Origin of the sequence: Pseudomonas berkeleyensis (assembly GCF_014109765.1) — a bacterium.
GTDB classification, from domain to species: Bacteria; Pseudomonadota; Gammaproteobacteria; order Pseudomonadales; family Pseudomonadaceae; genus Aquipseudomonas; species Aquipseudomonas berkeleyensis.
On sequence record NZ_CP059139.1, the window covers coordinates 2,595,392 to 2,615,861 of the forward strand.

Consider the following 20,470-nt stretch of genomic DNA (forward strand, 5'->3'; position numbering starts at 1 on the left):
CAAACTCCTTGTCGGTAGAGGGCTGCTGGAATCAGTTCTGGTTGGTGCAAACGCTGGACAGCTGCTCGTAGGTGAGCACTTCCAGCTGGCCGGCACTGCTGCGATAGGTCATTTTTGCGGTTACCACCTCGCACTGCGGGCTGGCCGGTACGTCGATGGAAATCACCTTGGCGATATCCAGCGGGGTGCCGTAGCGGTAGGGGGTGGCGGTGCTTTGGGCAAAGGCCCCGAGGGAGGCACTGAGCGAAACGGCTGCCAGAGCGGCGGTGAACAGGGGACGAGCTTTCATGGTGTGATCTCCTCTTGGGCCCCGCTCACGGCCTTGCCGTGAGCGTTCGCCCGAATCTGTCAGACGATGGTCAAAGTGACGTCGATGTTGCCGCGAGTGGCGTTGGAGTACGGGCAGACGATGTGCGCGCGATCCACCAGGGTTTGTGCTGCTTCAGGGGCCAGGCCGGGCAGGCTGATGCGCAGTTCCACTTCGATGCCAAAGCCAGTGGGGATCGCGCCGATGCCCACGGTGCCTTCGATGAAGGTGTCGGCCGGGATGTTCAGCTTGTCGCGAGCGGCGACGAACTTCAGGGCACCGAGGAAGCAGGCGGAGTAGCCAGCGGCGAACAGTTGCTCCGGGTTGGTGCCGTTGCCGCCAGCGCCGCCGAGCTCTTTCGGGGTGGTCAGGGCGATGTCCAGGATGCCGTCGGAGGAAACAGCGCGGCCTTCACGGCCACCAAAGGCTTCAGCGGTTGCACGGTAGAGAACGTTTTCGATAGTCATGGCGGTAATCCTCATTGGGTAATTGGTGATGGATTGGTTTGCTAATGTTTTGTGCGCTAACCGTTTCCATGGAGCGAACTCTATTGCGCAAATGTTTTGCGCGCAAGTTAATTGGGTTGAATATTTAGCTATATGCAGGTTTGCCTAGTGGAATAAGCAGATGGATCGCGGTCTACAGCGCTATTTCTCAGGAAATAGACTGGGAAATTTCTGATCTGAGGGTAGGCAGAAGCCTGAAGAGAAGGGGAGACGCCTGCGCAGACCCGTCGGGTTCGCCGTGCGTAGCGAAGAGCTGCTAAGAGAGATGCCTGGCTAATCAGGACGAGGATAAGTGGCGATGGCCGTCATCGCCTGGGATCAGAGGGCGTCTTGCAGATGGCTGCGCAGCTCGACCAGGTCGTTGCGTAGTTCGCCGAGCTTTTCCAGATTCAGGCCGCTGGCCTTGAGGATGCAAGCCGGCAGAGCCTTGGCCTGTTCGTGCAGGGCTCGACCCTTGTCGGTCAGATGCAACTGCACCACGCGTTCGTCCTGGCTGCTGCGCTGGCGCTGGAGCAAACCTTCGCTTTCCAGACGCTTGAGCAGCGGGGTGAGCGACCCGGGATCGGTGAGCATACGTGCACTGATCTCGCTGACGGTGATGCCTTCGTTCTCCCACAGCACCAGCATGGCCAGGTATTGCGGGTAGGTAAGCCCCAGCGCCTGCAGCAACGGCTTGTAGGTCTTGGTCATCATCAGCGAGGTGGAATAGAGGGCGAAGCACAGCTGGTTGTCCAGCAGCAGTTCGGCGCAAGGTTCCACTTTGGAGGTCATGTCGGCAGCTCGTCAGATAGCGGTTCAGGTAAAGGCTAGCGCGCTAATTATCATTGCGCTAGAGGATGCACGGAAACCTGCGTCGGTAGATCTGCCGTCGCCTCATTCGCATCATATGGTGCTCCATGAAGCGGCGGCAGGTGCAAATCAGCCGCAGGAAACGCGGGTGATGATGCGCTGATCGTCGACGTTGAGGTTCAGGCGCTGGCCGTTGTATTCCAGGGTTACCACACTGCCCGGGGTGAGTACGCGTGCGGTGGTGGCGCCTGCCTGTTGGCGGGCTTGTTCGAGCAACTCCGGTGTGGCCACCTTGCCTTGCAGGTGCTCTACGGCTGAGGAAGTGCAGCCCTGGCTGGTATCGGCAGGCTTGGCCGCCGGTTCGGATTTTTCAGCCGTGCTGCTGCAACCGGCAGCGAACAGGGCGGTGGCGAGAATCAGGCTGAAACGAGTCTTGAGGTTCAACGCTGTGGGCTCCTTTTCCATGGGTAAATCGGTTATTGCGCGCCTTCTAGGCGCGCCAGGCGTTCTTCGAGTGCGGCAATGCGCGCTTCCAGTTCGACCAGCCGATCGTCGTTAGGTGCCGGCGCCTCGCTGCGTCCGCTCGGACGGCTGGCCAGCAGGCTCTCCAGATCGGCAGGCTCGCCCAGCAGATGCATGTAGCGATCTTCGCGCTGACCGCTCTGACGCGGCAGCAGCACGGCCAGGCCACGACCGATCAGGCGTTCCAGCTGGTGCTGGATCTCCTCGACATCGTCGAAGTCGTGCATGCGGTTGCTGCGGGTAAGCAGCTCGTTGAGCGTCTGCGGGCCGCGCAACAGGAGCAGGCCGAGCAGTACGGTTTGCGGCTTGACCAGTTCCAGTTGCTTCTCGCAGCGCTGTTCCCAGCGGTCGGCACGACTGCCCATCACCAGGTGCACCAGCTTGCGGCCTTCCAGGCTGCGCAGGTAACGCCCGACCTCACCGGTTTCCAGGTTCATCAGCGGCTCACGGCTGGTCTTCTGGTTGCAGGCCAACTGCACGGCATTGAGCGTCAGTGGGTAGGTTTCCGGGGTGGTCAGTTGCTTCTCGATCAGGCAACCGAGGATGCGCACCTCGACGGCGTGCAGCGGGGTTTCACCAACCAGCGGGGAAGGGGTGTGCGACATGGGTCGATCCTGGCAGAAAGAACCTGCCTAGGGTAACGGTATCGGCGCTTGGCCGACAGGCTTCAATGTGTGTTCGAGCATGTCCAGGCTGGCGCCGAGTACCTGCTGGCGAGATTCCTGACTGGCCATCATGCGTGCCAGCAACAGGCTGCCCAGGCATTGCGCGAGAATCGTCCAGGCCACTTGCGGGTCACCGATGATCTCGGCCCAGGTGGTTTGCAACTGCAAGATCTGCTGCTCGGTTCGTTGTCGTACGCTTTCATCGGCACGCGCGATTTCCGCCCCAAGTGCCGGCAGCACGCAGCCTCTGTCGGGTTGCTCGACATGTGCCAGGCTGAGATAGGCAGCCAGGCAACGCTGCAGCTTGTCACGCCCAGCGTCACCCGGCTCGCCGCCAAGGCGGCTCAGGCTGTTGCGCAGCTCGCGCTCGATCAATTCGGCGAACAGGGCATCCTTGCTGGGGAAATGGCTGTAGAAGGCAGCGCCGGTCAGGCCGAGGGTTTTCATCAGCGCATCGACGCCGGTCACGGCAAATCCGTGCTGCTTGGCAATGGCACCGCTATTGGCCAGCAGGCGTTCGCGGGTTTCGGCCTTGTGTTCGGCGGAATAGCGCATGAGGGCTCCGTTATGAAGATGGCTTGACCTGTCCAGAATCGTAGCATAACGTTCGTTCAGCTAACGATCGTTAGTCAATGGAGAAGACCATGAACGAGAACAAGAAGGTCGCTTTGATCATTGGCGCTGGCGATGCCACCGGTGGTGCCATTGCCCGGCGTTTTGCCCGTGAAGGCTATGTCGCCTGCGTGACCCGGCGCAGCCTCGACAAGCTGCAGCCGCTGCTGGACGAGATCCGCCGTGAAGGTGGTGAGGCGCATGGCTTTGCCTCCGATGCGCGGCGCGAAGAGCAGGTAGCGGAGCTGGTCGAGGGTATCGAGCGCGATATTGGGCCAATCGAAGTGATGGTCTTCAACATCGGCGCCAATGTGCCGTGCAGCATCCTCGACGAGACGGCGCGCAAGTATTTCAAGATCTGGGAAATGGCCTGCTTCGCGGGTTTTCTCACCAGCCAGGCGGTGGCCAAGCGCATGGTTCCACGCGGGCGCGGCACTATCCTGTTCACGGGGGCCACAGCTGGCTTGCGTGGCGCCGCCGGGTTCGCCGCCTTCGCCGGGGCCAAGCATGGCATCCGCGCGCTGGCGCAGAGCATGGCGCGTGAGCTGGGGCCGCTCAACGTGCATGTGGCTCATGTGGTGGTCGATGGTGCCATCGACACTGCCTTCATCCGCGACAGCTTTCCCGAGCTGTACGCGAAGAAGGATCAGGACGGCATTCTCGATCCGGAGCATATCGCCGACAGTTACTGGTTCCTGCACGCGCAGCCTCGCGATGCCTGGACCTTCGAACTGGATCTGCGTCCGTGGATGGAGCGCTGGTAACCTGCACTGAGCTGATAACCACAATAACGAGCGAGTGAAGCTGATGAGCAAGACGGTGGAGTTCTTCTTCGACCTGGGCAGCCCTGCGTCCTACCTGGCCCATACCCAGTTGCCTGAACTGTGCCGCGAAACCGGAGCAACGCTGGTCTATCGGCCGATGCTGCTCGGTGGTGTATTTCAGGCAACCGGCAACGCCTCGCCAGCGATGATTCCGGCCAAGGGGCGCTACATGATTCGCGACCTGGCGCGTTTTGCCGAGCGCTATGGCGTGCCGATGCGCTTCAACCCGCATTTCCCGATCAACACCCTGATGCTGATGCGCCTGCTGGTGGCCGTTCAATTGCACCAGCCCGAGCGCTTCGCCGAGGCCGTGCGGGTGCTGTTCCAGGCGATCTGGGTGGACGGGGTAAATATGGGCGATCCAGCCAAGGTGGCCGGCGTACTGGCGGCAGCCGGGTTCGATGCGGCTGCGTTGCAAGCACAGATCGCCGAACCGCAGGTGAAGGATGCGCTCAAGGCAACCACCGAGGAGGCGGTCAAACGCGACGTTTTCGGGGCGCCGACCTGCTTCGTCGGCGAGGAGATGTTCTTCGGTCAGGATCGTTTGGACTTCGTCCGTGAGGCTCTTGGCTCCTAGACGCTTTTCGCGCAGGGCCTGATGCCTGGCACAATGGCCGGAATATTTTCCGGCCATTCGAGCAACTCATGAATCCCGAAGCGCTGAAACTCCTGGTGACCCGTCGCATGCCCTATGGCAAGTACAAGGATCGGCTGATCGCCGATCTGCCAGGGCACTATCTCAATTGGTTCGCCCGTGAAGGCTTCCCCAAGGGCGAGTTGGGCCAGTTGTTGGCGCTGATGCAGGAGATCGACCACAACGGCCTCAAACCGCTGCTCGATCCTCTACGCAAGGATGCTTAAGCCGTAGGGTGTGCCATGCGCACCGGCATGCGCATGTGCGCACAGCGCACCCTACGGTAATGCAGTCATCTCAATGCCAGTTGCGCCCGTGATCCAGCTTTTGATCCACCAGCCATCTACCGTGGGCGATGGACGCGTGTTGGGCTTTGCTCAGGTCATCCATGAAGGCGTAATCCACCGGCAAGGTCTGGCGCTTGCTGGTGTTGCCGTCGGGATCGGTGATCTGGCAACCGCCGGCCCAGGGCGTTGGCAGGCCGGGGTGCTCCATGACGCTGGCGCGGATGGTGTGATCACGGTGGGTGCAGGTAAGCGCGCTCATGAGGCCACCTCCTGAATCAAGGCGCCGCCCTCGGCGTCGACGCTGCACCGAGGTTCCAGCCGGGAGCCGGTAGCGGCGCCGTATGGGTGAGTGGTGCGTCTGTTTCCTTACCTTAGCCCAGGTGCCACGGCCGTGGGCGTTGCCCGACAAACGTACAGGGCCGACATTGGCCGGCCCTGTGTTGATCGTTCAGTCGGTTCTACTCGGTCGCTTCACGTACCTTGTCCGCTCTCGGTTTGGGTGCGAAACGCGCTGCCAGGCGCATCGAAGCGGTCACCAGGCGTTGATACAACGCCGGCATGCTGCGCTGCATCCAGTCCAGGGCATGGGCATCGGCTCCGATCAGGATGCGTCGCCTGTTGGCCAGTACGCCGTTCACGATGACCTTGGCCGCCTGTTCCGGCGTGGTGCGCAGCAACTGATCGTTGAACTGCTGGCGCGCCTGTTCGGCGCCCTGGCCGGTGACCTTGGCCAGGCTGTCGTTCATCCGCGCGGTCTTGGCGATGTTGGTGCGGATGCCACCGGGGTGCACGCAACTGGCAGACACACCGCAATCGGCCATGTCCAGCTCCTGGCGCAGTGATTCGGTGAAACCGCGTACGGCGAACTTGCTGGCGTTGTAGGCGCTCATGCCCGGCTGCGAGAACAGGCCGAAAACGCTGGATACGTTCACCACATGCCCTTGCCCGGCGGCCTTGATGTAGGGCAGGAAGGCCTTGGTGCCGTTGACCACGCCCCAGAAGTTGATGTTCATGATCCACTCGTAGTCGACGTAGTCGTTGCCTTCCACGGTGCCACCCTGGGCCACGCCGGCGTTGTTGAAGATGGCGTTGACCCGGCCGAACTCGCTGACGATCTGTTCGGCCCAGGCCTCGACGGCGGCGCGGTCGGCGACATCGACACGCTGCTCGCTGACGGTGACGCCGATCTTGCGCGCCTGCTCTGCGGTTTCTTTCAGCCCCTCGCTGTTGACGTCCGACAGTGCCAGATGACAGCCCTGGCGAGCCAGGTGATAGGCGAGGGCGCGGCCGATACCGGAGCCGGCGCCAGTGATGGCGGCTACTTTGTTTTCGAAGGATTTCATGCGGTGGCCTCCTGCACATCGAGGATGATGGCGTTGCTCTGTGCCGGGTGAGCGGCCTGCTTGCGGCTGAAGTGATAGGCATGCGGGTCGAAGTTGCGCGTCAGCATGCGGTAGCGCCAGGTAAAGCCTGGCCACACCGTGCAGTTGCGTCCGCTGACCGGATGCAGGTACCAGCTCATGCAGCCACCGGCGTTCCACACGGTGTTGCCGAGGGTGCCCTGAATCTTTTTGTTGAAGGTGTCCTGCGCCTCGCGCTTGGGCTCCAGACTTTGCAGGCGACCTTCCTCGAGCTGACGCAGTGCGCCGAGTACGTAGGTGATCTGCGACTCGATCATGTAGACCATGGAGTTGTGCCCCAGCCCGGTATTCGGCCCCATGAGGAAGAACAGGTTGGGGAAGCCGGCGGTCATGGTGCCTTTGTAGGCTTCCGGGCCCATGGGCCAGGTGTCGAGCAGGTCGACGCCGCCGCGGCCGAACACCGTGCCACGGGGCAGCGGGTCGCTGGGGGTGAAGCCGGTGCCGAAGATGATGGCGTCGACTTCGCGTTCCTGGCCGTCGGCAGTACGCACACCGTGCGGTAGGATTTCGGTGACACCCTCGGTGATCACCTCGACATTGGCCTGGGTCAGCGCCGGGTAATAGTCGTTGGAGATCAGTACACGCTTGCAGCCCATGGTGTAGTCCGGGGTGACTTTGGCGCGCAGCACGGGATCCTTGATCTGCTTCTTGATGTACAGCTTGGCGATGCCCTGGGCCATGCGTAGCAGGCGCGGGGCGAAGGCGAAGGCGATCACCCGGCTCTCGAGGATGCCATACAGGGCGCCACGCCAAAGCTTCTGCGCCAGTGGGAAGCGTTTGAAGCGGGTGCGCTCGCCATCGCGGATGGCGCGATCCGGCTTGGGCATGATCCACGGGGCGGTGCGCTGGTAGAGGTTGAGGCGCTCGACCTGCTTCTGGATTTGCGGGACGAACTGGATGGCCGAGGCGCCGGTGCCGATCACCGCAACACGCTTGCCGGTCAGGTCGTAGTCGTGATTCCACTGCTGCGAATGGAAGACCTCACCGGTGAAGTTCTCCAGGCCCTTGAGCTTGGGAATCGATGGCGTGGACAGGGCGCCCATGCCCGAGACCACGAACTGTGCGCTGTAGTGGTTACCGGCGCGATCCTGCAGGTGCCACAGCTCGGCGTGCTCGTCCCAGCGGATCTGCACGACCTCGGTGCCCAGCAGGGTTTTGTCCTGCAGGCGATATTTTTCCCAACAGCCTTCCAGATAGGCCTTGATCTCCGGCTGCTTGGCGAACATCCGCGTCCAGTTCGGGTTCGGCTCGAAGGAGAAGGAGTACAGATGCGATTGCACGTCGCAGCCGCAGCCCGGGTAGTTGTTCACGCGCCAGGTGCCGCCGACACCAGCCTCTTTTTCGAACAGCAGGAAGTCCTGCTCGCCCTGCTGCTTGAGACGGATGGCCATGCCGAGGCCGGAGAAGCCGCTGCCGAGGATGGCTATCTTGCAATGGCGGGCAGCGGTAGGGGGTGACACGGGCGCATTCATGGCCGAACTCCTGCTTGTCGTTCTTGTTGGTGTCTACATCTGTATACCAAGGTAGACAGGTGTATACTCAGCTGCAAGCCATTGGAGCAACAAGCCAACTTTAGGTAGGGGTAAGGATGCAAAGCGACGAAGAGCAGGTGCGCGAGAAGCCCGGCGCAGCCCCCGGAAAGCGTCTATTGCTGGAGGCAGCGTTACGTCTCACCTCAACCAGCCGCAGTCTCAGCAGTCTCGGGTTGCGTGAGCTGGCTCGCGAGGCGGGGCTGAACCCCAACACGTTCTACCGCCATTTTCGTGATGTCGACGATCTCGGCCTGACGGTGATCGGCGAGATCACCACGCTGCTGCGTCAGCCGTTGCGTGACCTGCGTCGTGAGGCTGCGCAGCGGGCGGTCAAGGATGACGGCGCGATGCTGCCCAAGCTGCTGGGCATCGATCTCGGACGGGGGCGGCGGGTATGTCACGAAACGGTGCAACTGTTCTTCGATTTCGTCGCCGAGCACCCCGAGGCGTTCATCATCGGTGTGCGTGAGCTGCATGGCGCTTCGCCAGTGCTACGCGAGGCGTTGCGCCAGGTGATGGACGATTTCGCCGACGACATGGCCGAGGACATCATCGAGTTCAAACTGTTGCCGGGCATCGTCAGTGCGGCAGCGGTGCGTCAGGTATCGGGCCTGATCAGTCGCAGCCTGTTCGAGCAATCGCTGGACTATATCGGTCGACCGCAGCAGCGTGAGGCGATCTGTGCATTGGCCGAAGAGCAGATCGTTATGCTTTTCACCGGCGCCAGCGTGTTGCAGAGCCTGGGGCAGCTTCGCTTGGGCTGACGGGGGTGCGCATCACGGCCGAGTTCTCGGTGCGCATGGCGCACCCTACGGTGAAATGAAAAAGGGCGGCCTAGGCCGCCCGCAGGGATATCAGCTGGTGAAACCGAGGCGCTCGCGCCAGCGGCTCTCCAGCTTTTCGGTGTCGTGATCCTTGGGGTGGAAACCCGGGCGGTAGTAATCCAGATACGGACCGATCAGCTTGGTGAAGAAACCATTGCGTGGGCCGAACAGCTTCTTCAGGCCGAAGCCCCAACTACGCCAGTTGAACAACTGGCCGTCCTTGCGCAGAAGATGAACCTGGAACCAGCCGATCACGCCGAAAAACACCACGGTGGTCAGCATCATGATCAGCGTGCGGGTGAAATAGCCACCGTAGACCTTCTGGTACACGTCATAGCAGACGGCCTTGTGCTCGTTCTCCTCGATGGCGTGCCACATCCACAGCTGATACAGCTTTGGGTCGTTCATCTGCGTGGTCAGGTCTTCACGCTTGAGCAGTTGCTCGGCCATGGTCGCCGTGAAGTGCTCCAGGGCGCAGGTCATGGCCAGGCGCTGCTTCTTGGTGCTGAAGCGGGTGACCCATTCCAGCAGCACCTTGATGCGCAGTTCGAGGCGCTCCAGGTCGATGTCATGCTGATTGGCGTAGTCGTTGTACGCCGCATGCTCCTTGGAGTGCATGGCTTCCTGGCCGATGAAGGCGCTGATGTCCTTCTTCAGTTGCGGCTCGGTGACCTGGTCGCGCACGGCGCGCACGCTGTCGACGAAGAACTTCTCGCCATAAGGAAACAGCGATGACAGGTTGTTCATGAACTGGCTCATGAAGGGGTCGTCGTAGAACCAGTATTTGGGTGTTTCGGTGAAGCTGAAATCCATGCGGCGAACCGGAAAGCTGGGTTTCGGCTGGGGCAGGGTGGCACTGGCGCTCATCGTTCGAGTCCTCTTCTGGGGAGTTGGTGCTCCCGATTGTTGTGCGGCTCTGGCTGACAGCACTCGGGGTCGCAGGTGGTTAACCTCAACAGACCAACTGTGTCATTGAACGATGTAACTATCGGACGTTGGCGCGTTGTGCGCTGCCAACTTAAGGCGGGTGATGGGGTTTGAGGTGCGCTGAAGAGGCGGCGAAGTAACAGAGTTACTCCGCCGTAATGCTGTTTATCTCAGTGGTTGCGCCGCAATTCGGCGATTTCCGTGCGTAGCGCCTTGAGCTCGTCAAGTATGGCCTGGTCGCGCTGGATCTTTTCCTGCTCTTCGGCGCTGGGTTCCTGAGCGTCCTGCATGGCGTTGACGATCACCGCGATGAACAGGTTGAGCATCATGAACGTGGCGATCAGCACGTAAGGGATGAAGAACATCCAGGCGTGCGGATACACCTCCATGATCGGCCGCACGGTGCCGCTCGACCAACTGTCCAGGGTCATCATCTGGAACAGCGAGTAGAGGCTGGCGGTCAGGCTGCCGAACCATTCCGGAAAGCGTTCGCCGAACAGCTGTGTGGCCATCACCGCAGCAACGTAGAAGATCAGACTCATCAGCATGATGATGCTGCCCATGCCTGGCAGCGAGGCGAGCAGCGCCTGCACCACCTTGCGCATGCTCGGGTTGATCGACACCAGGCGCAACACGCGCAATACGCGCAGGGCACGCAGTACGGCAAAGGGGCCGCTGGCCGGCACCAGGGCAATGCCGACGACGATGCAGTCGAACACGGCCCATGGATCACGCAACAGGGCGACCCCACGAGCGGCAAAACGCAGTGCCAGTTCGACGACGAAACAGGCGAGGATGATTGCGTCCAGTGGCAGCAGCAGCCAGCCCCACTGCTCGACGGTTTCCTTGGAGGTCAGCAGGCCGAGAATGGCGGCGTTGACCAGAATCAGCACGGTAACCAGGCGCTGTATGGCCTTGCCGTCCATGATCTGGGCCAGACGCTGGCGCCAGTCGGCAGGGGATTGGTTCGAATCGAGTTCAGGCATGGCGGTTTTCAGTGGCGGTCGAGGCGATAGCCCGGACGGCTGCCGGGCTGGAGGTACTCAGCGGTCGTCTAGCGCGAAGGCAGTGAGGGTGAAAACCGGGATATTGGCATCCTGCAGTTTCTGCGAACCACCCAGCTCCGGCAGGTCGATGATGGCGGCGGCCTCGAAGACCGTGGCGCGCATGCGTCGTACCAGATTGGCAGCAGCGATCAGGGTGCCGCCGGTGGCGATCAGGTCATCGAAGATCAGCACCGAGTCGCCCTCGCAGAGGCTGTCGCTGTGCACTTCGAGAAAGGCTTCGCCGTATTCGGTCTGATAACCCTCACTGAGTACGTCAGCTGGCAGTTTGCCCTGCTTGCGGAACAGCACCAGCGGTTTGTTCAGTTCATAGGCGATGATCGAGCCGATCAGAAAACCGCGTGCATCCATGGCGCCGATATGCGTGAACTCGGCCTCCACGTAGCGCTGAATGAAGCTGTCGGCAACCATGCGCAAGGCACGGGGCGACTGGAACAGCGGGGTGATGTCGCGAAAGATCACACCCGGTTTGGGAAAGTCCGGTACCGGGCGGATCAGGGTCTTGATGCTGAATTCGTCGAAAATCATCGTGGGATCCTAAATGCGTTGAACCCGCGATTATACGAATGCAGGGGCGGGCTCAGACGTCTAGATTACCGCCAGCCAGGGCGCATAGCTCGATGGGGTCGAGAATATGCACTTCCTTGCCTTCGGCTTCGAGCAGCTTGTTCTGTTGGAAGCGGGTAAATACGCGAGACACGGTTTCCACGGCAAGGCCCAAATAGTTACCAATTTCGTTGCGCGACATGGCCAGGCGGAACTGGTTGGCCGAGAAACCACGGGCGCGGAAGCGGGCGGAGAGGTTGACCAGGAAGGTGGCGATGCGTTCGTCGGCGGTCTTCTTCGACAACAGCAGCATCATCTGCTGATCGTCGCGAATCTCGCGGCTCATGATGCGCATCAACTGGCGGCGCAGTTGGGGCAGTTGTAGCGCCAGGTCATCGAGGCGCTCGAAGGGAATCTCGCAGACCGAGGTGGTTTCCAGCGCCTGGGCTGAGACCGGGTAGCGTTCGCCGTCGACACCGGAAAGACCGACCAGCTCACTGGGCAGGTGGAAGCCGGTGATCTGTTCCTCGCCCGAGTCGCTCAGGCTGAAGGTCTTCAGGGCGCCGGAACGCACGGCGAAGACCGAGCCGAAAGCATCGCCCTGACGGAAGAGAAACTCGCCTTTTTTCAGTGGGCGGCCACGTTTGACGATTTCGTCCAGCGCGTCCATGTCTTCCAGATTCAGGGAGATTGGCAGGCACAGGGCGGCCAGACTGCAATCCTTGCAATGGGCTTGGTGCTGCGAACGCAGCTTGATGCTCTCGGACATCGTTAGACTTCCCAGGTAAACACGCAATGACCGTAAGGTTACCCCAGGGGGCGGGTAGGGGCCAGCCATAAGACGTTCTGACCGAATACTCAAGTTTGTCCCCAGGGGGCCGATAACGGCTGTAGAACCATAGTCCAACGCAGGGAGCAGCGCGATGCGCATCCAATCCACCGGACCTCTGAACAATCTGGTTGAGGGGGTTCAGCGACAATTTAACGCAGTCGAGCAAACCCCGGAGCAGGTGCGCGAGGGGTTGCGGGTGAGCTTGTCCGAGCTGGGCAAGAGCATGGCGGCCAAGCCAGACGAGAACGAAGATATCGACGGCAGTGACTTGCCTCAGGCAATCAAGGATCTGCTCAAGATGATTCGCGAGCTGCGAGCACAGATCGTCGAGAAGCAGGCGCAGGTCGAGGCGATCATGAGTGACCAGAGCCTCGATCCGGAAACCAAACGTCAGCAACTGGAAGCACTGCAGACCGAACTCGCTTCGCTCAACAGCGCGTTGACCACGGCCAATGCCAACCTGATCAAACTGATGCGCGAGAACGGCCTGTCGAGTGAGCAGATGCAGACTGCCGCCACGCTGGCGATGGGCTGACGCATCGCCCCGTGACGGTCTTAGCCGTCACGGGGCGATTTCGCGTGTTCTTCAGATCACCCGAGAAAAGCGCTGGCGCACCTGGTCGTTGAGATAGCGATCGAACAGCATGCACAGCGAACGCACCAGCAGACGACCGGCCGGGCGTACTTCGATACTCTGCTCGTCGAGCGAAATCAGGCCGTCGCGAGCGAGTTGTTCCAGCTCGGGCCAGAGCGCGGCGAAGTAATCACGGAACACCACCCCATGCGCTTGCTCGATATCGGCGAAGCGCAACTCGAAATGACAGATCAGCTGCTGGATCACGGCGCGGCGCAGGCGGTCGTCTGCATTGCAGTGCAGGCCGCGGCGCGTTGCCAGCTGGCCGTTGCCCAGACTTTGCTGGTAGCTGGCGATGTCGCTGTCGTTCTGGCTGTAGAGATCGCCGATCTGGCTGATGGCGGAAACACCCAGGCCGATCAGGTCGCAATGGCCGTGAGTGGTGTAGCCTTGGAAGTTGCGCTGCAGCGTGCCTTCCTCCTGGGCGATGGCAAGTTCGTCGTCGGGCAGGGCGAAGTGATCCATGCCGATGTAGCGGTAGCCTGCACGGGTCAGCTGCTCGATGCTGCTCTGCAGCATGGCCAGCTTATCCGCCGGGCTGGGCAGGTCATCGGCGCTGATGCGGCGTTGCGGCATGAAGCGTTCGGGCATGTGCGCGTAGTTGAACAGTGACAGCCGATCCGGCTGCAGGGCGATCACCTCGGCCACGGTACGGGCGAAACGCTCCGGCGTCTGCTTGGGCAGGCCATAGATCAGGTCGATGTTCACCGAGCGAAATTGCAGCGTGCGTGCCGCTTCGATGATGGCGCGGGTTTCCTCGAGGGTCTGCAGGCGATTGACTGCGCGCTGCACCTCCGGATCGAGATCCTGCACGCCAAGGCTGACGCGGTTGAAACCCAGCTCGCGTAGCAGGCCCATGGTCGACCAGTCGGCTTCGCGTGGGTCGATCTCGATGCTGTAGTCGCCGCTGTCGTCATCCAGCAGGTTGAAGTGCTGACGCAGGTGCTGCATCAGGCGGCGCAGTTCGTCGTGGTTGAGGAAGGTGGGCGTACCGCCGCCGAAATGCAGCTGTTCAATGGGCTGGGACTTGTCCACGTAACGGCTGACGATCTCGATTTCGCGCTCGAGTTTTTCCAGGTAGGGCAGGGCGCGGCCGCGATCCTTGGTGATCACCTTGTTGCAGGCGCAGTAGTAGCAAATGTGCGCGCAGAATGGGATGTGCACATACAGCGACAGCGGGCGTTGCGCCTTGCGGCTGTCGCGCAGGGCGTGCAGCAGGTCGAACGGGCCGATATCGTCGTGAAACTGCACGGCGGTCGGGTAGGAGGTGTAACGCGGGCCGGCGAGATCGTAGCGGCGGATCAGGGCGGCGTCCCACTGGATGGTGTCGAGCATGGGAAAGAATCCTGGACAGGCTGTGCGGCCAGTCTAGAGAGCTGGCCTGCCTTGAGCCTTGACCTGTATCAACGGCCGTGGACGGTGCGCGTTGCGTCGGCGCCGATGCTCTGTAGCGTCTTGAGCTACAGTCGCCGGTCTTTTTCGAGCAGTACGGCGAATGCGTCCAGGCTCAGCAGGAATGAGGACTTCGCATTGCCCTGGGTATCGTCGCGGCGGTGGATGTAGTGATGCTCTGGCGCTCCGCTTTCGATCAATCCAGCAAGGGTGACGAAAGGCAGGCTGTAGATGCCGGCCAGGTAGTCGACGCGGCCGTACTTCGACTCCGTTTGCGTCCAATCCACCCAGAAGTAGATGTCGATATCAGGATAGAGCTCGCTGTAGCGTTCGTAGTCCTTGCGGTTGAAGGTGACCGTACGGCGCGGATCCATGTCGTAGCGGCTGGAAACGAAGAAGGGCGTGTTCTGTACCTTCAGATCCGCCACACGGCCGGCGACGATCAGATCCGGCGCATAGGGGTTGTCACGTTTCTCCGGGTTTTCCCAGGCGGGCAGGTTCAGGTGGGTGTTGCACAGCGCAACGAAGCTGCGCTCCAGCTTGAGTCCGTGATGGCACCACCAGCCCTTGTCTTCCGTGTCGTGGATGATGCCATCGTTACGATTGTTCATCTCGCCTCCTTGCGGCTTGTCAGCCCCAGGCTGGAATCCTGGGTTATGTCTTGGGCTTGCTCAGTGCCCCATCAACCAGTGCTGGTGCGGGCCTGGCAGTGTCCAGATACCAAACAGAATGACCAGCAGTCCACCGGCCATGCGAACGCCCCGTTTGCGTAGCAGGGTGGTAATACGCTCGGCGGCGAGGCCGGTTGCCAGCAACACCGGCCAGGTGCCCAGGCCGAAGGCCAGCATCAATAGCGCACTGTTGATGGCGTTGCCCTGGCTGGAGGCCCAGAGCAGCGTACTGTAGACCAGGCCACAGGGTAGCCAGCCCCACAGACCGCCGAGAACCATGGCCCGGGGCAGGCTGGTGACGGGCATGAAACGCCGGGTCAGGGGCTGGATATGACGCCAGAGGCCGCGCCCCAGTGCTTCGATATGGGTCAGGCCGCTCCACCAACCAGCCAGGTACAGCCCCATGGCAATCAGCAGCAGAGCGGCCAGTGAGCGCATGATCACCTCGGCGGCGCTGCCGGCCACGGCCCAACCCGCCAAGCCTATGAGCAGGCCGGCGGTGGCATAGCTGAGAATGCGCCCCAGGTTGTAGGCCAGCAGCAGTTGCAGACGGCGACTGCGTTGTTCAGGAGGAATGGCCAGGGTGAGCGCACCCATCAGGCCGCCGCACATGCCCAGGCAATGTCCGCCGCCAAGCAGGCCGAGAATCAGCGCTGACAGCAGCAGAGGCAGCAGTTCAGTCACGCGGTCGATCCTGCTGTGCTTCGTCGCCTTTGGCCTGTTCGACACCAGCCTTGTGCAGCGGGTCTTCGTCGTCGAACAGAATGCTGTGCGCCGGTCCATCGAGGTCGTCGTACTGGCCGCTGTCCACCGCCCAGAAGAACAGCCAGATGGCGAAACCGACCAGGCCGATGGCCACGGGAATCAGGATATAGAGGGCGGACATGCGGTCTCCGGAAATTGGGCTGGGGAGCTACTGCTCGGCGAAACGCTAAGCCTCACATGAGCGTCATAGGGTGTACCGGGCGGTGATCCGTTTGCGAAGCAGGGCGCCTGAAGATGTATGTGCAAGCAAGCGGCGGATTGTTCGCTTCGCTCCTGAATCCGCCCTGCATCAATCTGCAGTTTACCGACTCAGGCGCAGGGCGTTGAGCACCACCAGCAGCGAGCTCAGCGACATGCCTACGGCAGCCCATATCGGCGTGATCCAGCCCATGGCGGCAAAAGGCAGCACCAGGCCATTGTACAGGCTGGCCCAGGCCAGGTTCTCGATGATGATGCGACGGGTGCGTTTGGCCATGCTCAGGCTTTGCACCAGGCTGCTCAGGCGGTTGGACAGCAGCACAGCGTCGGCGCTGGTCTTGGCCAGATCCGAGGCCGAGCCCATGGCCACGCTGATATCGGCTGCCGCCAATACCGGCACGTCGTTGACGCCATCGCCGAGCATCAGCACACGGCGGCCTTCGCCGTGCAGTCGCTTGAGCACGGCCAGCTTGTCGTCCGGCGTCAGGCCGCCGCGGGCATCGTCGATACCCAGTTGTCGCGCCACTTCGCCGACCATTGGTGAGCTGTCGCCTGAGAGCAGATGGATGCGCCAGCCGCGTGCGCGCGCTGCCTCGATCAGCTGCGGCGCATCCTCGCGCAGGCGATCATCGAGGACGAACCAGGCCAGAGGCCCGCGCTCATCGCCGAGCAGCAGCCATTGCCCGTGTTCGCTGGCGATCGACGGCACCGTCTGACCACTCAGGGCGCAGACGAAATGGGCTTCGCCGATGCGTAGCAGGCGTCCGTCGACGACGCCCTGCAGGCCCTGGCCTGGATGGCTGTCGACGGATTCCGCAGCGCGTGGTGCCTGGCTGAAGGCGCGGGCAATGGGGTGTTCCGAGCGATTCTCCAGTGCGGCAGCCAGCGCCAGGCAGTCACCTTCGTCAAGATCGCGCAGCGGGTGGATGGCCTTGAGCGTCAGGCGGCCCTCGGTCAGCGTGCCGGTCTTGTCCAATACCAGCGTGTCGATCTGGTTGAGGCCTTCGAGCACATGCCCGCGTGTGAGCAGCATACCCAGCTTGTGCAGGCTGCCGGTGGCAGTGGTCAGCGCCGTCGGGGTGGCCAGCGCCAGTGCGCAGGGGCAGGTGGCGACCAGCAGGGAAAGAACGATCCAGAAGGCCCGCGCGCTGTCGATCTGCCACCAGACCAGGCCAACGCAAGCTGCGGCGATCAGGATGAACAACAGGAACCACTGGGATACGCGATCGGCGATTTCCGCCAGGCGTGGTTTCTCGCTTTGCGCGCGCTCCAGCAGGCGGACGATGGCTGATAGGCGCGTGGCGTCGCCCAGTGCCTGGACTTCGATTGTCAGCGGCCCCTCGACATTGAGGGTGCCGGCCGTGACGCTATCGCCCATGCCACGTGGTTGCGGCAGGTATTCGCCGGTCAGCAGCGATTCGTCGATGCTGGATTGTCCGGCGCGCACCTGGCCATCGGCAGGAATCAGCGAACCTGGTTGTACCAGCACCCGCTCACCGATGCGCAGTTCGCTCAGGAGGATGCGCTGGCTCTGGCCATCATCTTCCAGGCGCAGGCAGGACGCCGGCAGCAGTTGCACCAGCTGCGCGGTGGCGGCGGCGGTGCGCTCGCGTGCGCGGCGTTCGAGATAACGGCCGGCGAGCAGGAACAGGGCAAACATGCCCACCGCATCGAAGTACAGCTCGCCGTGGCCGGTGATGGTGGACCAGATGCCGGCGACATAGGCGCCACCAATCGCCAGCGATACCGAGACGTCCATGGTCAGATGGCGCGTGCGCAGGTCGCGCAGGGCGCCACGGAAGAACTGTCCGCAGCAATAGAAGACGATTGGCGTGGTAAGGAACAGGCTGGTCCAGCGCAGGATCTTGTCCAGTTCCGGCGACAGGTCGATGTTGAATTCCGGCCAGGTGGCCATGGTCGCCATCATCACCTGCATCCACAGCAATCCTGCCACGCCCAGCTCGCGCATGCGCCGGCGGTTTTCTGCGACCAGGCGTGCGGCGGCTTCGTCGGCTCGCCAGGGATGGGCCGCGTACCCGATGCGGCGTAGTTCGGCGAGCAGTTTGCTCAGCGGAATTTGCCTGTCCTGCCAGCGTACCAGCAGGCGGTGGTTGGACAGGTTCAGATGCGCTTCGGCCACGCCCGGTACGCCGCGCAGGTGTTTCTCGATCAGCCAGCCGCACGCGGCGCAACTGATGCCTTCGATCAACAGCTGGGTTTCGCTCAGTTCGCCCTCGTGTTGTACGAAGGGCTGCTGCACGTCGCTACGGTCGTATAGCGCCAGTTCGTCAGGCAGTGCCTGGGGCAGGGCCTGAGGATTGGCGGCGTTCTCACTACGATGGCTGTAGTAGTGCTCCAGCCCACCGGCAACGATGGCTTCGGCCACGGCCTGGCAGCCGGGACAGCACATCTCGCGAGTCTGGCCGAGGACGTCGGCACGAAAGGCGCTGCCGGCAGGCACCGGCAGGCCACAGTGGTAGCAGGGAGTAGGGGCGGGCATCGGCTGGGTCAGTAGGAGGGATTGTCACCGATCATGATGGCCTGGCCATCGGTGATGTTCTCTTCCTCGAATAGACGCCAGTTCTGGCTGCCTTCCTGGCCGAGCAGTTCGACGAAACGACGACCGCTGACCTCATCGACCATCTGCCCGCGGTACTGGCCGTCGGCAGCGGGTTGCAGGATGACGCGGCGATCACGCTCCGGCTGGGTTGGCGAGATCAGGTTGAGCACGATCTGCTGCGGCCGGCTGTTGCCTTCCAGGGTCAGGGTGGCGACGCCGGTGGTGTTGTCGAGGTTCAGTTGGCCATGCAGTTGCAGGCGCTCAGCGAACTTCTCCCGCTCCAGTGACTGGTTGATGCCTTTGCCGACGTCGTAGTAATCGTCGGAGATCAGCCCTGGTGGGTTGCGCGTGGCAACGGTGAGCAGGGTCAGCCCCTGCACCACGGAGTAGCCCAGCAGGAAGATGATGAACCAGGGCCAGAACTGCTTGTACCAGGGTTTGACTGGCGATGTGGTTTGCTCGGTCATGCGTTTTCCGTTGTCAGCGGACGCTTGGGCCGATGAAGCGGCTGTCGGCGTCGTTCTTGATACTGGGGTCATCCGCGGATTGTACGTGGAAGACGATGTTGTTGGCGCTGGAGGGCAGCTTCTCAGGAGCGATGGACAGCTCGACCGGGAAGGAATACACCTCGCCCGCTAGGGCTCGCACTTCGCGCTTGCCTTCGTACACCAGGCCATCGAGGCCGTCGGCGGTGATCACGTAGGTCATGTCACGCTGCGCTTTGTTCATGATCTTCAGGGTGTAGACGTTCTCGATATGACCGCGCTCGTTCTCGCGGAACAGCACGCGATCCTTGAGCACGTCCAGCTCGACCAGCGGCCGGTTGGCCACGGCCCAGGCGAACAGGCCGATCATGGCAACCAGCGCGACAGCGTACCCGATCAGGCGTGGGCGCAGCAGGTGCGTCTTGCGTCCGGACAGGTTGTGTTCAGTGGTGTAGCTGATCAGTCCCTTGGGATAGTTCATCTTCTCCATGATGTCGTCGCAGGCATCGATGCACGCGGCGCAGCCGATGCATTCGATCTGCAGACCATCACGGATGTCGATGCCGGTGGGGCAGACCTGCACGCACATCTTGCAGTCGATGCAGTCGCCAAGCCCCTGAGCCTTGTAGTCGGCGTCCTTCTTGCGTGGGCCGCGTGATTCGCCGCGACGCGGGTCGTAGGAGACGATCAGGGTGTCCTGGTCGAACATCACGCTCTGGAAGCGGGCGTAGGGACACATGTAGATGCACACCTGTTCGCGCAGCCAGCCGGCGTTGCCGTAGGTGGCGAGGGTGAAGAAACCGATCCAAAAGTAGGCCCAGCCGCTGGCTTCACCGGTGAAGATCTCGATGACCAGATCACGAATCGGCGTGAAGTAGCCAACGAAGGTAATGGCGGTCAACAGCGACACACCGATCCAGATGCTGTGTTTGGCCAGCTTGCGTCCCAGCTTCTTGCCGCTCATGGGTTGCTTGTCCAGCTTCATGCGCTGGTTGCGGTCACCCTCGGTGACCTTCTCGGCCCACATGAATACCCAGGTGAATACGCTCTGCGGGCAGGTATAGCCGCACCAGACGCGGCCGGCGAAAACGGTGATGAAGAACAGGCCGAAGGCGCAGATGATCAACAGCCAGGACAGCAGCATGAAGTCCTGAGGCCAATAGGTTGCGCTGAAAATGTGGAATTTGCGTTCCGGCAGGTTCCACCAGACGGCCTGATGACCATTCCAGTTGATCCATACGGTGCCGAAGAACAGCAGGAAGAGGAGGGCGCCACCCGCGAGTCGCAGATTGCGGAACAGCCCGGTGAACGCGCGCGTGTAGATCTTCTCTTGACTGGCGTAGAGGTCGACGCTGGCGTTCTTGGCGGAAGGAGGGGTGACGTCCTGAACGGGAATCTGTTTGCTCATCAATGCATACCACGGCGGTTGATTGGCAGCCCGGACCGTACGTGCGGTCAGAGTCGTTTCACGGT

The 20,470-nt window shown here is 61.9% G+C and carries 25 protein-coding genes; 5 read left to right on the forward strand and 20 right to left on the reverse strand.

Translation table 11 applies throughout. The features are described 5' to 3' along the window. Positions 1-31 precede the first annotated feature (31 nt). The 6 genes from HS968_RS12070 to HS968_RS12095 all read right to left on the reverse strand — a co-directional run bounded on the left by HS968_RS12070 (position 32) and on the right by HS968_RS12095 (position 3,344). Complete coding sequence (locus tag HS968_RS12070; RefSeq protein ID WP_182371422.1) at positions 32-289, reverse strand: DUF2790 domain-containing protein; 258 nt, start codon at positions 287-289, stop codon at positions 32-34. A 59-nt stretch (positions 290-348) separates the two neighbouring features. Continuing rightward, the gene (locus tag HS968_RS12075) at positions 349-774 is read right to left on the reverse strand and encodes an organic hydroperoxide resistance protein (RefSeq protein WP_182371423.1); all 426 of its coding nucleotides are present in this window, start codon (positions 772-774) and stop codon (positions 349-351) included. Between the two features lie 357 nt (positions 775-1,131). After that, a complete protein-coding gene (locus HS968_RS12080; RefSeq protein ID WP_106741801.1) occupies positions 1,132-1,584 on the reverse strand; it encodes a MarR family winged helix-turn-helix transcriptional regulator in 453 nt (150 codons plus the stop codon). A 147-nt stretch (positions 1,585-1,731) separates the two neighbouring features. After that, positions 1,732-2,046, reverse strand: coding sequence for an I78 family peptidase inhibitor (locus tag HS968_RS12085; protein ID WP_182371424.1), 315 nt, complete (start codon positions 2,044-2,046; stop codon positions 1,732-1,734). 32 nt (positions 2,047-2,078) lie between these two features. Further along, positions 2,079-2,729, reverse strand: coding sequence for a YceH family protein (locus HS968_RS12090; protein ID WP_179621660.1), 651 nt, complete (start codon positions 2,727-2,729; stop codon positions 2,079-2,081). 27 nt (positions 2,730-2,756) lie between these two features. Further along, positions 2,757-3,344 (reverse strand): TetR/AcrR family transcriptional regulator, encoded by a 588-nt coding sequence (locus tag HS968_RS12095; RefSeq protein ID WP_182371425.1) that lies wholly within the window; start codon positions 3,342-3,344, stop codon positions 2,757-2,759. Between the two features lie 89 nt (positions 3,345-3,433). Here HS968_RS12095 and HS968_RS12100 point away from each other — a divergent pair, with 89 nt between their 5' ends. From HS968_RS12100 to HS968_RS12110, 3 genes are all read left to right on the forward strand, one after another. Further along, positions 3,434-4,165, forward strand: coding sequence for an SDR family oxidoreductase (locus tag HS968_RS12100; protein WP_182371426.1), 732 nt, complete (start codon positions 3,434-3,436; stop codon positions 4,163-4,165). 43 nt (positions 4,166-4,208) lie between these two features. Next, positions 4,209-4,802, forward strand: coding sequence for a 2-hydroxychromene-2-carboxylate isomerase (locus tag HS968_RS12105; protein WP_182371427.1), 594 nt, complete (start codon positions 4,209-4,211; stop codon positions 4,800-4,802). Between the two features lie 68 nt (positions 4,803-4,870). Further along, positions 4,871-5,086, forward strand: a complete 216-nt coding sequence (locus HS968_RS12110; RefSeq protein WP_041978686.1) for a DUF3820 family protein — start codon at positions 4,871-4,873, stop codon at positions 5,084-5,086. Positions 5,087-5,156: 70 nt separating this feature from the next. Here HS968_RS12110 and HS968_RS12115 read toward each other — a convergent pair whose 3' ends face one another. From HS968_RS12115 to HS968_RS12125, 3 genes are all read right to left on the reverse strand, one after another. Continuing rightward, positions 5,157-5,405, reverse strand: a complete 249-nt coding sequence (locus tag HS968_RS12115; protein ID WP_106741787.1) for a hypothetical protein — start codon at positions 5,403-5,405, stop codon at positions 5,157-5,159. A gap of 199 nt (positions 5,406-5,604) precedes the next feature. Next, entirely contained in the window at positions 5,605-6,489 is an 885-nt protein-coding gene (locus HS968_RS12120; protein ID WP_182371428.1) for an SDR family NAD(P)-dependent oxidoreductase, read from the reverse strand. Continuing rightward, positions 6,486-8,039 (reverse strand): flavin-containing monooxygenase, encoded by a 1,554-nt coding sequence (locus HS968_RS12125; protein WP_182371429.1) that lies wholly within the window; start codon positions 8,037-8,039, stop codon positions 6,486-6,488. Before HS968_RS12125 ends, HS968_RS12120 begins: the two co-directional genes overlap by 4 nt. Positions 8,040-8,155: 116 nt before the next feature. On the opposite strand from HS968_RS12125, the gene HS968_RS12130 reads away from it, so the two are divergent. Beyond that, positions 8,156-8,863 carry a TetR family transcriptional regulator gene (locus HS968_RS12130; RefSeq protein ID WP_182371430.1) on the forward strand — a complete coding sequence of 236 codons (708 nt, stop codon included), beginning with the start codon at positions 8,156-8,158 and terminating at the stop codon, positions 8,861-8,863. A 90-nt stretch (positions 8,864-8,953) separates the two neighbouring features. Here HS968_RS12130 and HS968_RS12135 read toward each other — a convergent pair whose 3' ends face one another. The 4 genes from HS968_RS12135 to fnr form a co-directional block, all read right to left on the reverse strand. After that, the gene (locus HS968_RS12135; protein WP_182371431.1) at positions 8,954-9,790 is read right to left on the reverse strand and encodes a metal-dependent hydrolase; all 837 of its coding nucleotides are present in this window, start codon (positions 9,788-9,790) and stop codon (positions 8,954-8,956) included. Between the two features lie 230 nt (positions 9,791-10,020). Continuing rightward, positions 10,021-10,836, reverse strand: a complete 816-nt coding sequence (locus tag HS968_RS12140; protein WP_119691108.1) for an ion transporter — start codon at positions 10,834-10,836, stop codon at positions 10,021-10,023. A gap of 57 nt (positions 10,837-10,893) precedes the next feature. Then, complete coding sequence (locus HS968_RS12145; protein WP_106741772.1) at positions 10,894-11,442, reverse strand: adenine phosphoribosyltransferase; 549 nt, start codon at positions 11,440-11,442, stop codon at positions 10,894-10,896. Positions 11,443-11,494: 52 nt separating this feature from the next. Continuing rightward, on the reverse strand, positions 11,495-12,229 hold the full coding sequence (gene fnr, locus HS968_RS12150; RefSeq protein WP_106741770.1) for a fumarate/nitrate reduction transcriptional regulator Fnr: 735 nt from the start codon (positions 12,227-12,229) through the stop codon (positions 11,495-11,497). A 154-nt stretch (positions 12,230-12,383) separates the two neighbouring features. On the opposite strand from fnr, the gene HS968_RS12155 reads away from it, so the two are divergent. Then, positions 12,384-12,827: a hypothetical protein gene (locus HS968_RS12155; protein WP_119691109.1), complete on the forward strand. Its 444-nt coding sequence runs from the start codon at positions 12,384-12,386 to the stop codon at positions 12,825-12,827. A gap of 51 nt (positions 12,828-12,878) precedes the next feature. Here HS968_RS12155 and hemN read toward each other — a convergent pair whose 3' ends face one another. The 7 genes from hemN to ccoG form a co-directional block, all read right to left on the reverse strand. Beyond that, positions 12,879-14,261 carry an oxygen-independent coproporphyrinogen III oxidase gene (hemN, locus tag HS968_RS12160; RefSeq protein WP_182371432.1) on the reverse strand — a complete coding sequence of 461 codons (1,383 nt, stop codon included), beginning with the start codon at positions 14,259-14,261 and terminating at the stop codon, positions 12,879-12,881. A 125-nt stretch (positions 14,262-14,386) separates the two neighbouring features. Continuing rightward, complete coding sequence (locus HS968_RS12165) at positions 14,387-14,929, reverse strand: hypothetical protein (protein ID WP_182371433.1); 543 nt, start codon at positions 14,927-14,929, stop codon at positions 14,387-14,389. A 60-nt stretch (positions 14,930-14,989) separates the two neighbouring features. Beyond that, positions 14,990-15,673 carry a sulfite exporter TauE/SafE family protein gene (locus HS968_RS12170; RefSeq protein WP_182371434.1) on the reverse strand — a complete coding sequence of 228 codons (684 nt, stop codon included), beginning with the start codon at positions 15,671-15,673 and terminating at the stop codon, positions 14,990-14,992. Further along, positions 15,666-15,875: a cbb3-type cytochrome oxidase assembly protein CcoS gene (ccoS, locus tag HS968_RS12175; RefSeq protein ID WP_119691113.1), complete on the reverse strand. Its 210-nt coding sequence runs from the start codon at positions 15,873-15,875 to the stop codon at positions 15,666-15,668. Before ccoS ends, HS968_RS12170 begins: the two co-directional genes overlap by 8 nt. 180 nt (positions 15,876-16,055) lie before the next feature. After that, entirely contained in the window at positions 16,056-18,452 is a 2,397-nt protein-coding gene (locus tag HS968_RS12180; RefSeq protein ID WP_182371435.1) for a heavy metal translocating P-type ATPase, read from the reverse strand. An 8-nt stretch (positions 18,453-18,460) separates the two neighbouring features. Then, positions 18,461-18,979, reverse strand: a complete 519-nt coding sequence (locus tag HS968_RS12185) for a FixH family protein (protein WP_182371436.1) — start codon at positions 18,977-18,979, stop codon at positions 18,461-18,463. Between the two features lie 13 nt (positions 18,980-18,992). Beyond that, complete coding sequence (gene ccoG, locus HS968_RS12190) at positions 18,993-20,405, reverse strand: cytochrome c oxidase accessory protein CcoG (protein WP_119691116.1); 1,413 nt, start codon at positions 20,403-20,405, stop codon at positions 18,993-18,995. Between the last annotated feature and the right edge of the window lie 65 nt (positions 20,406-20,470).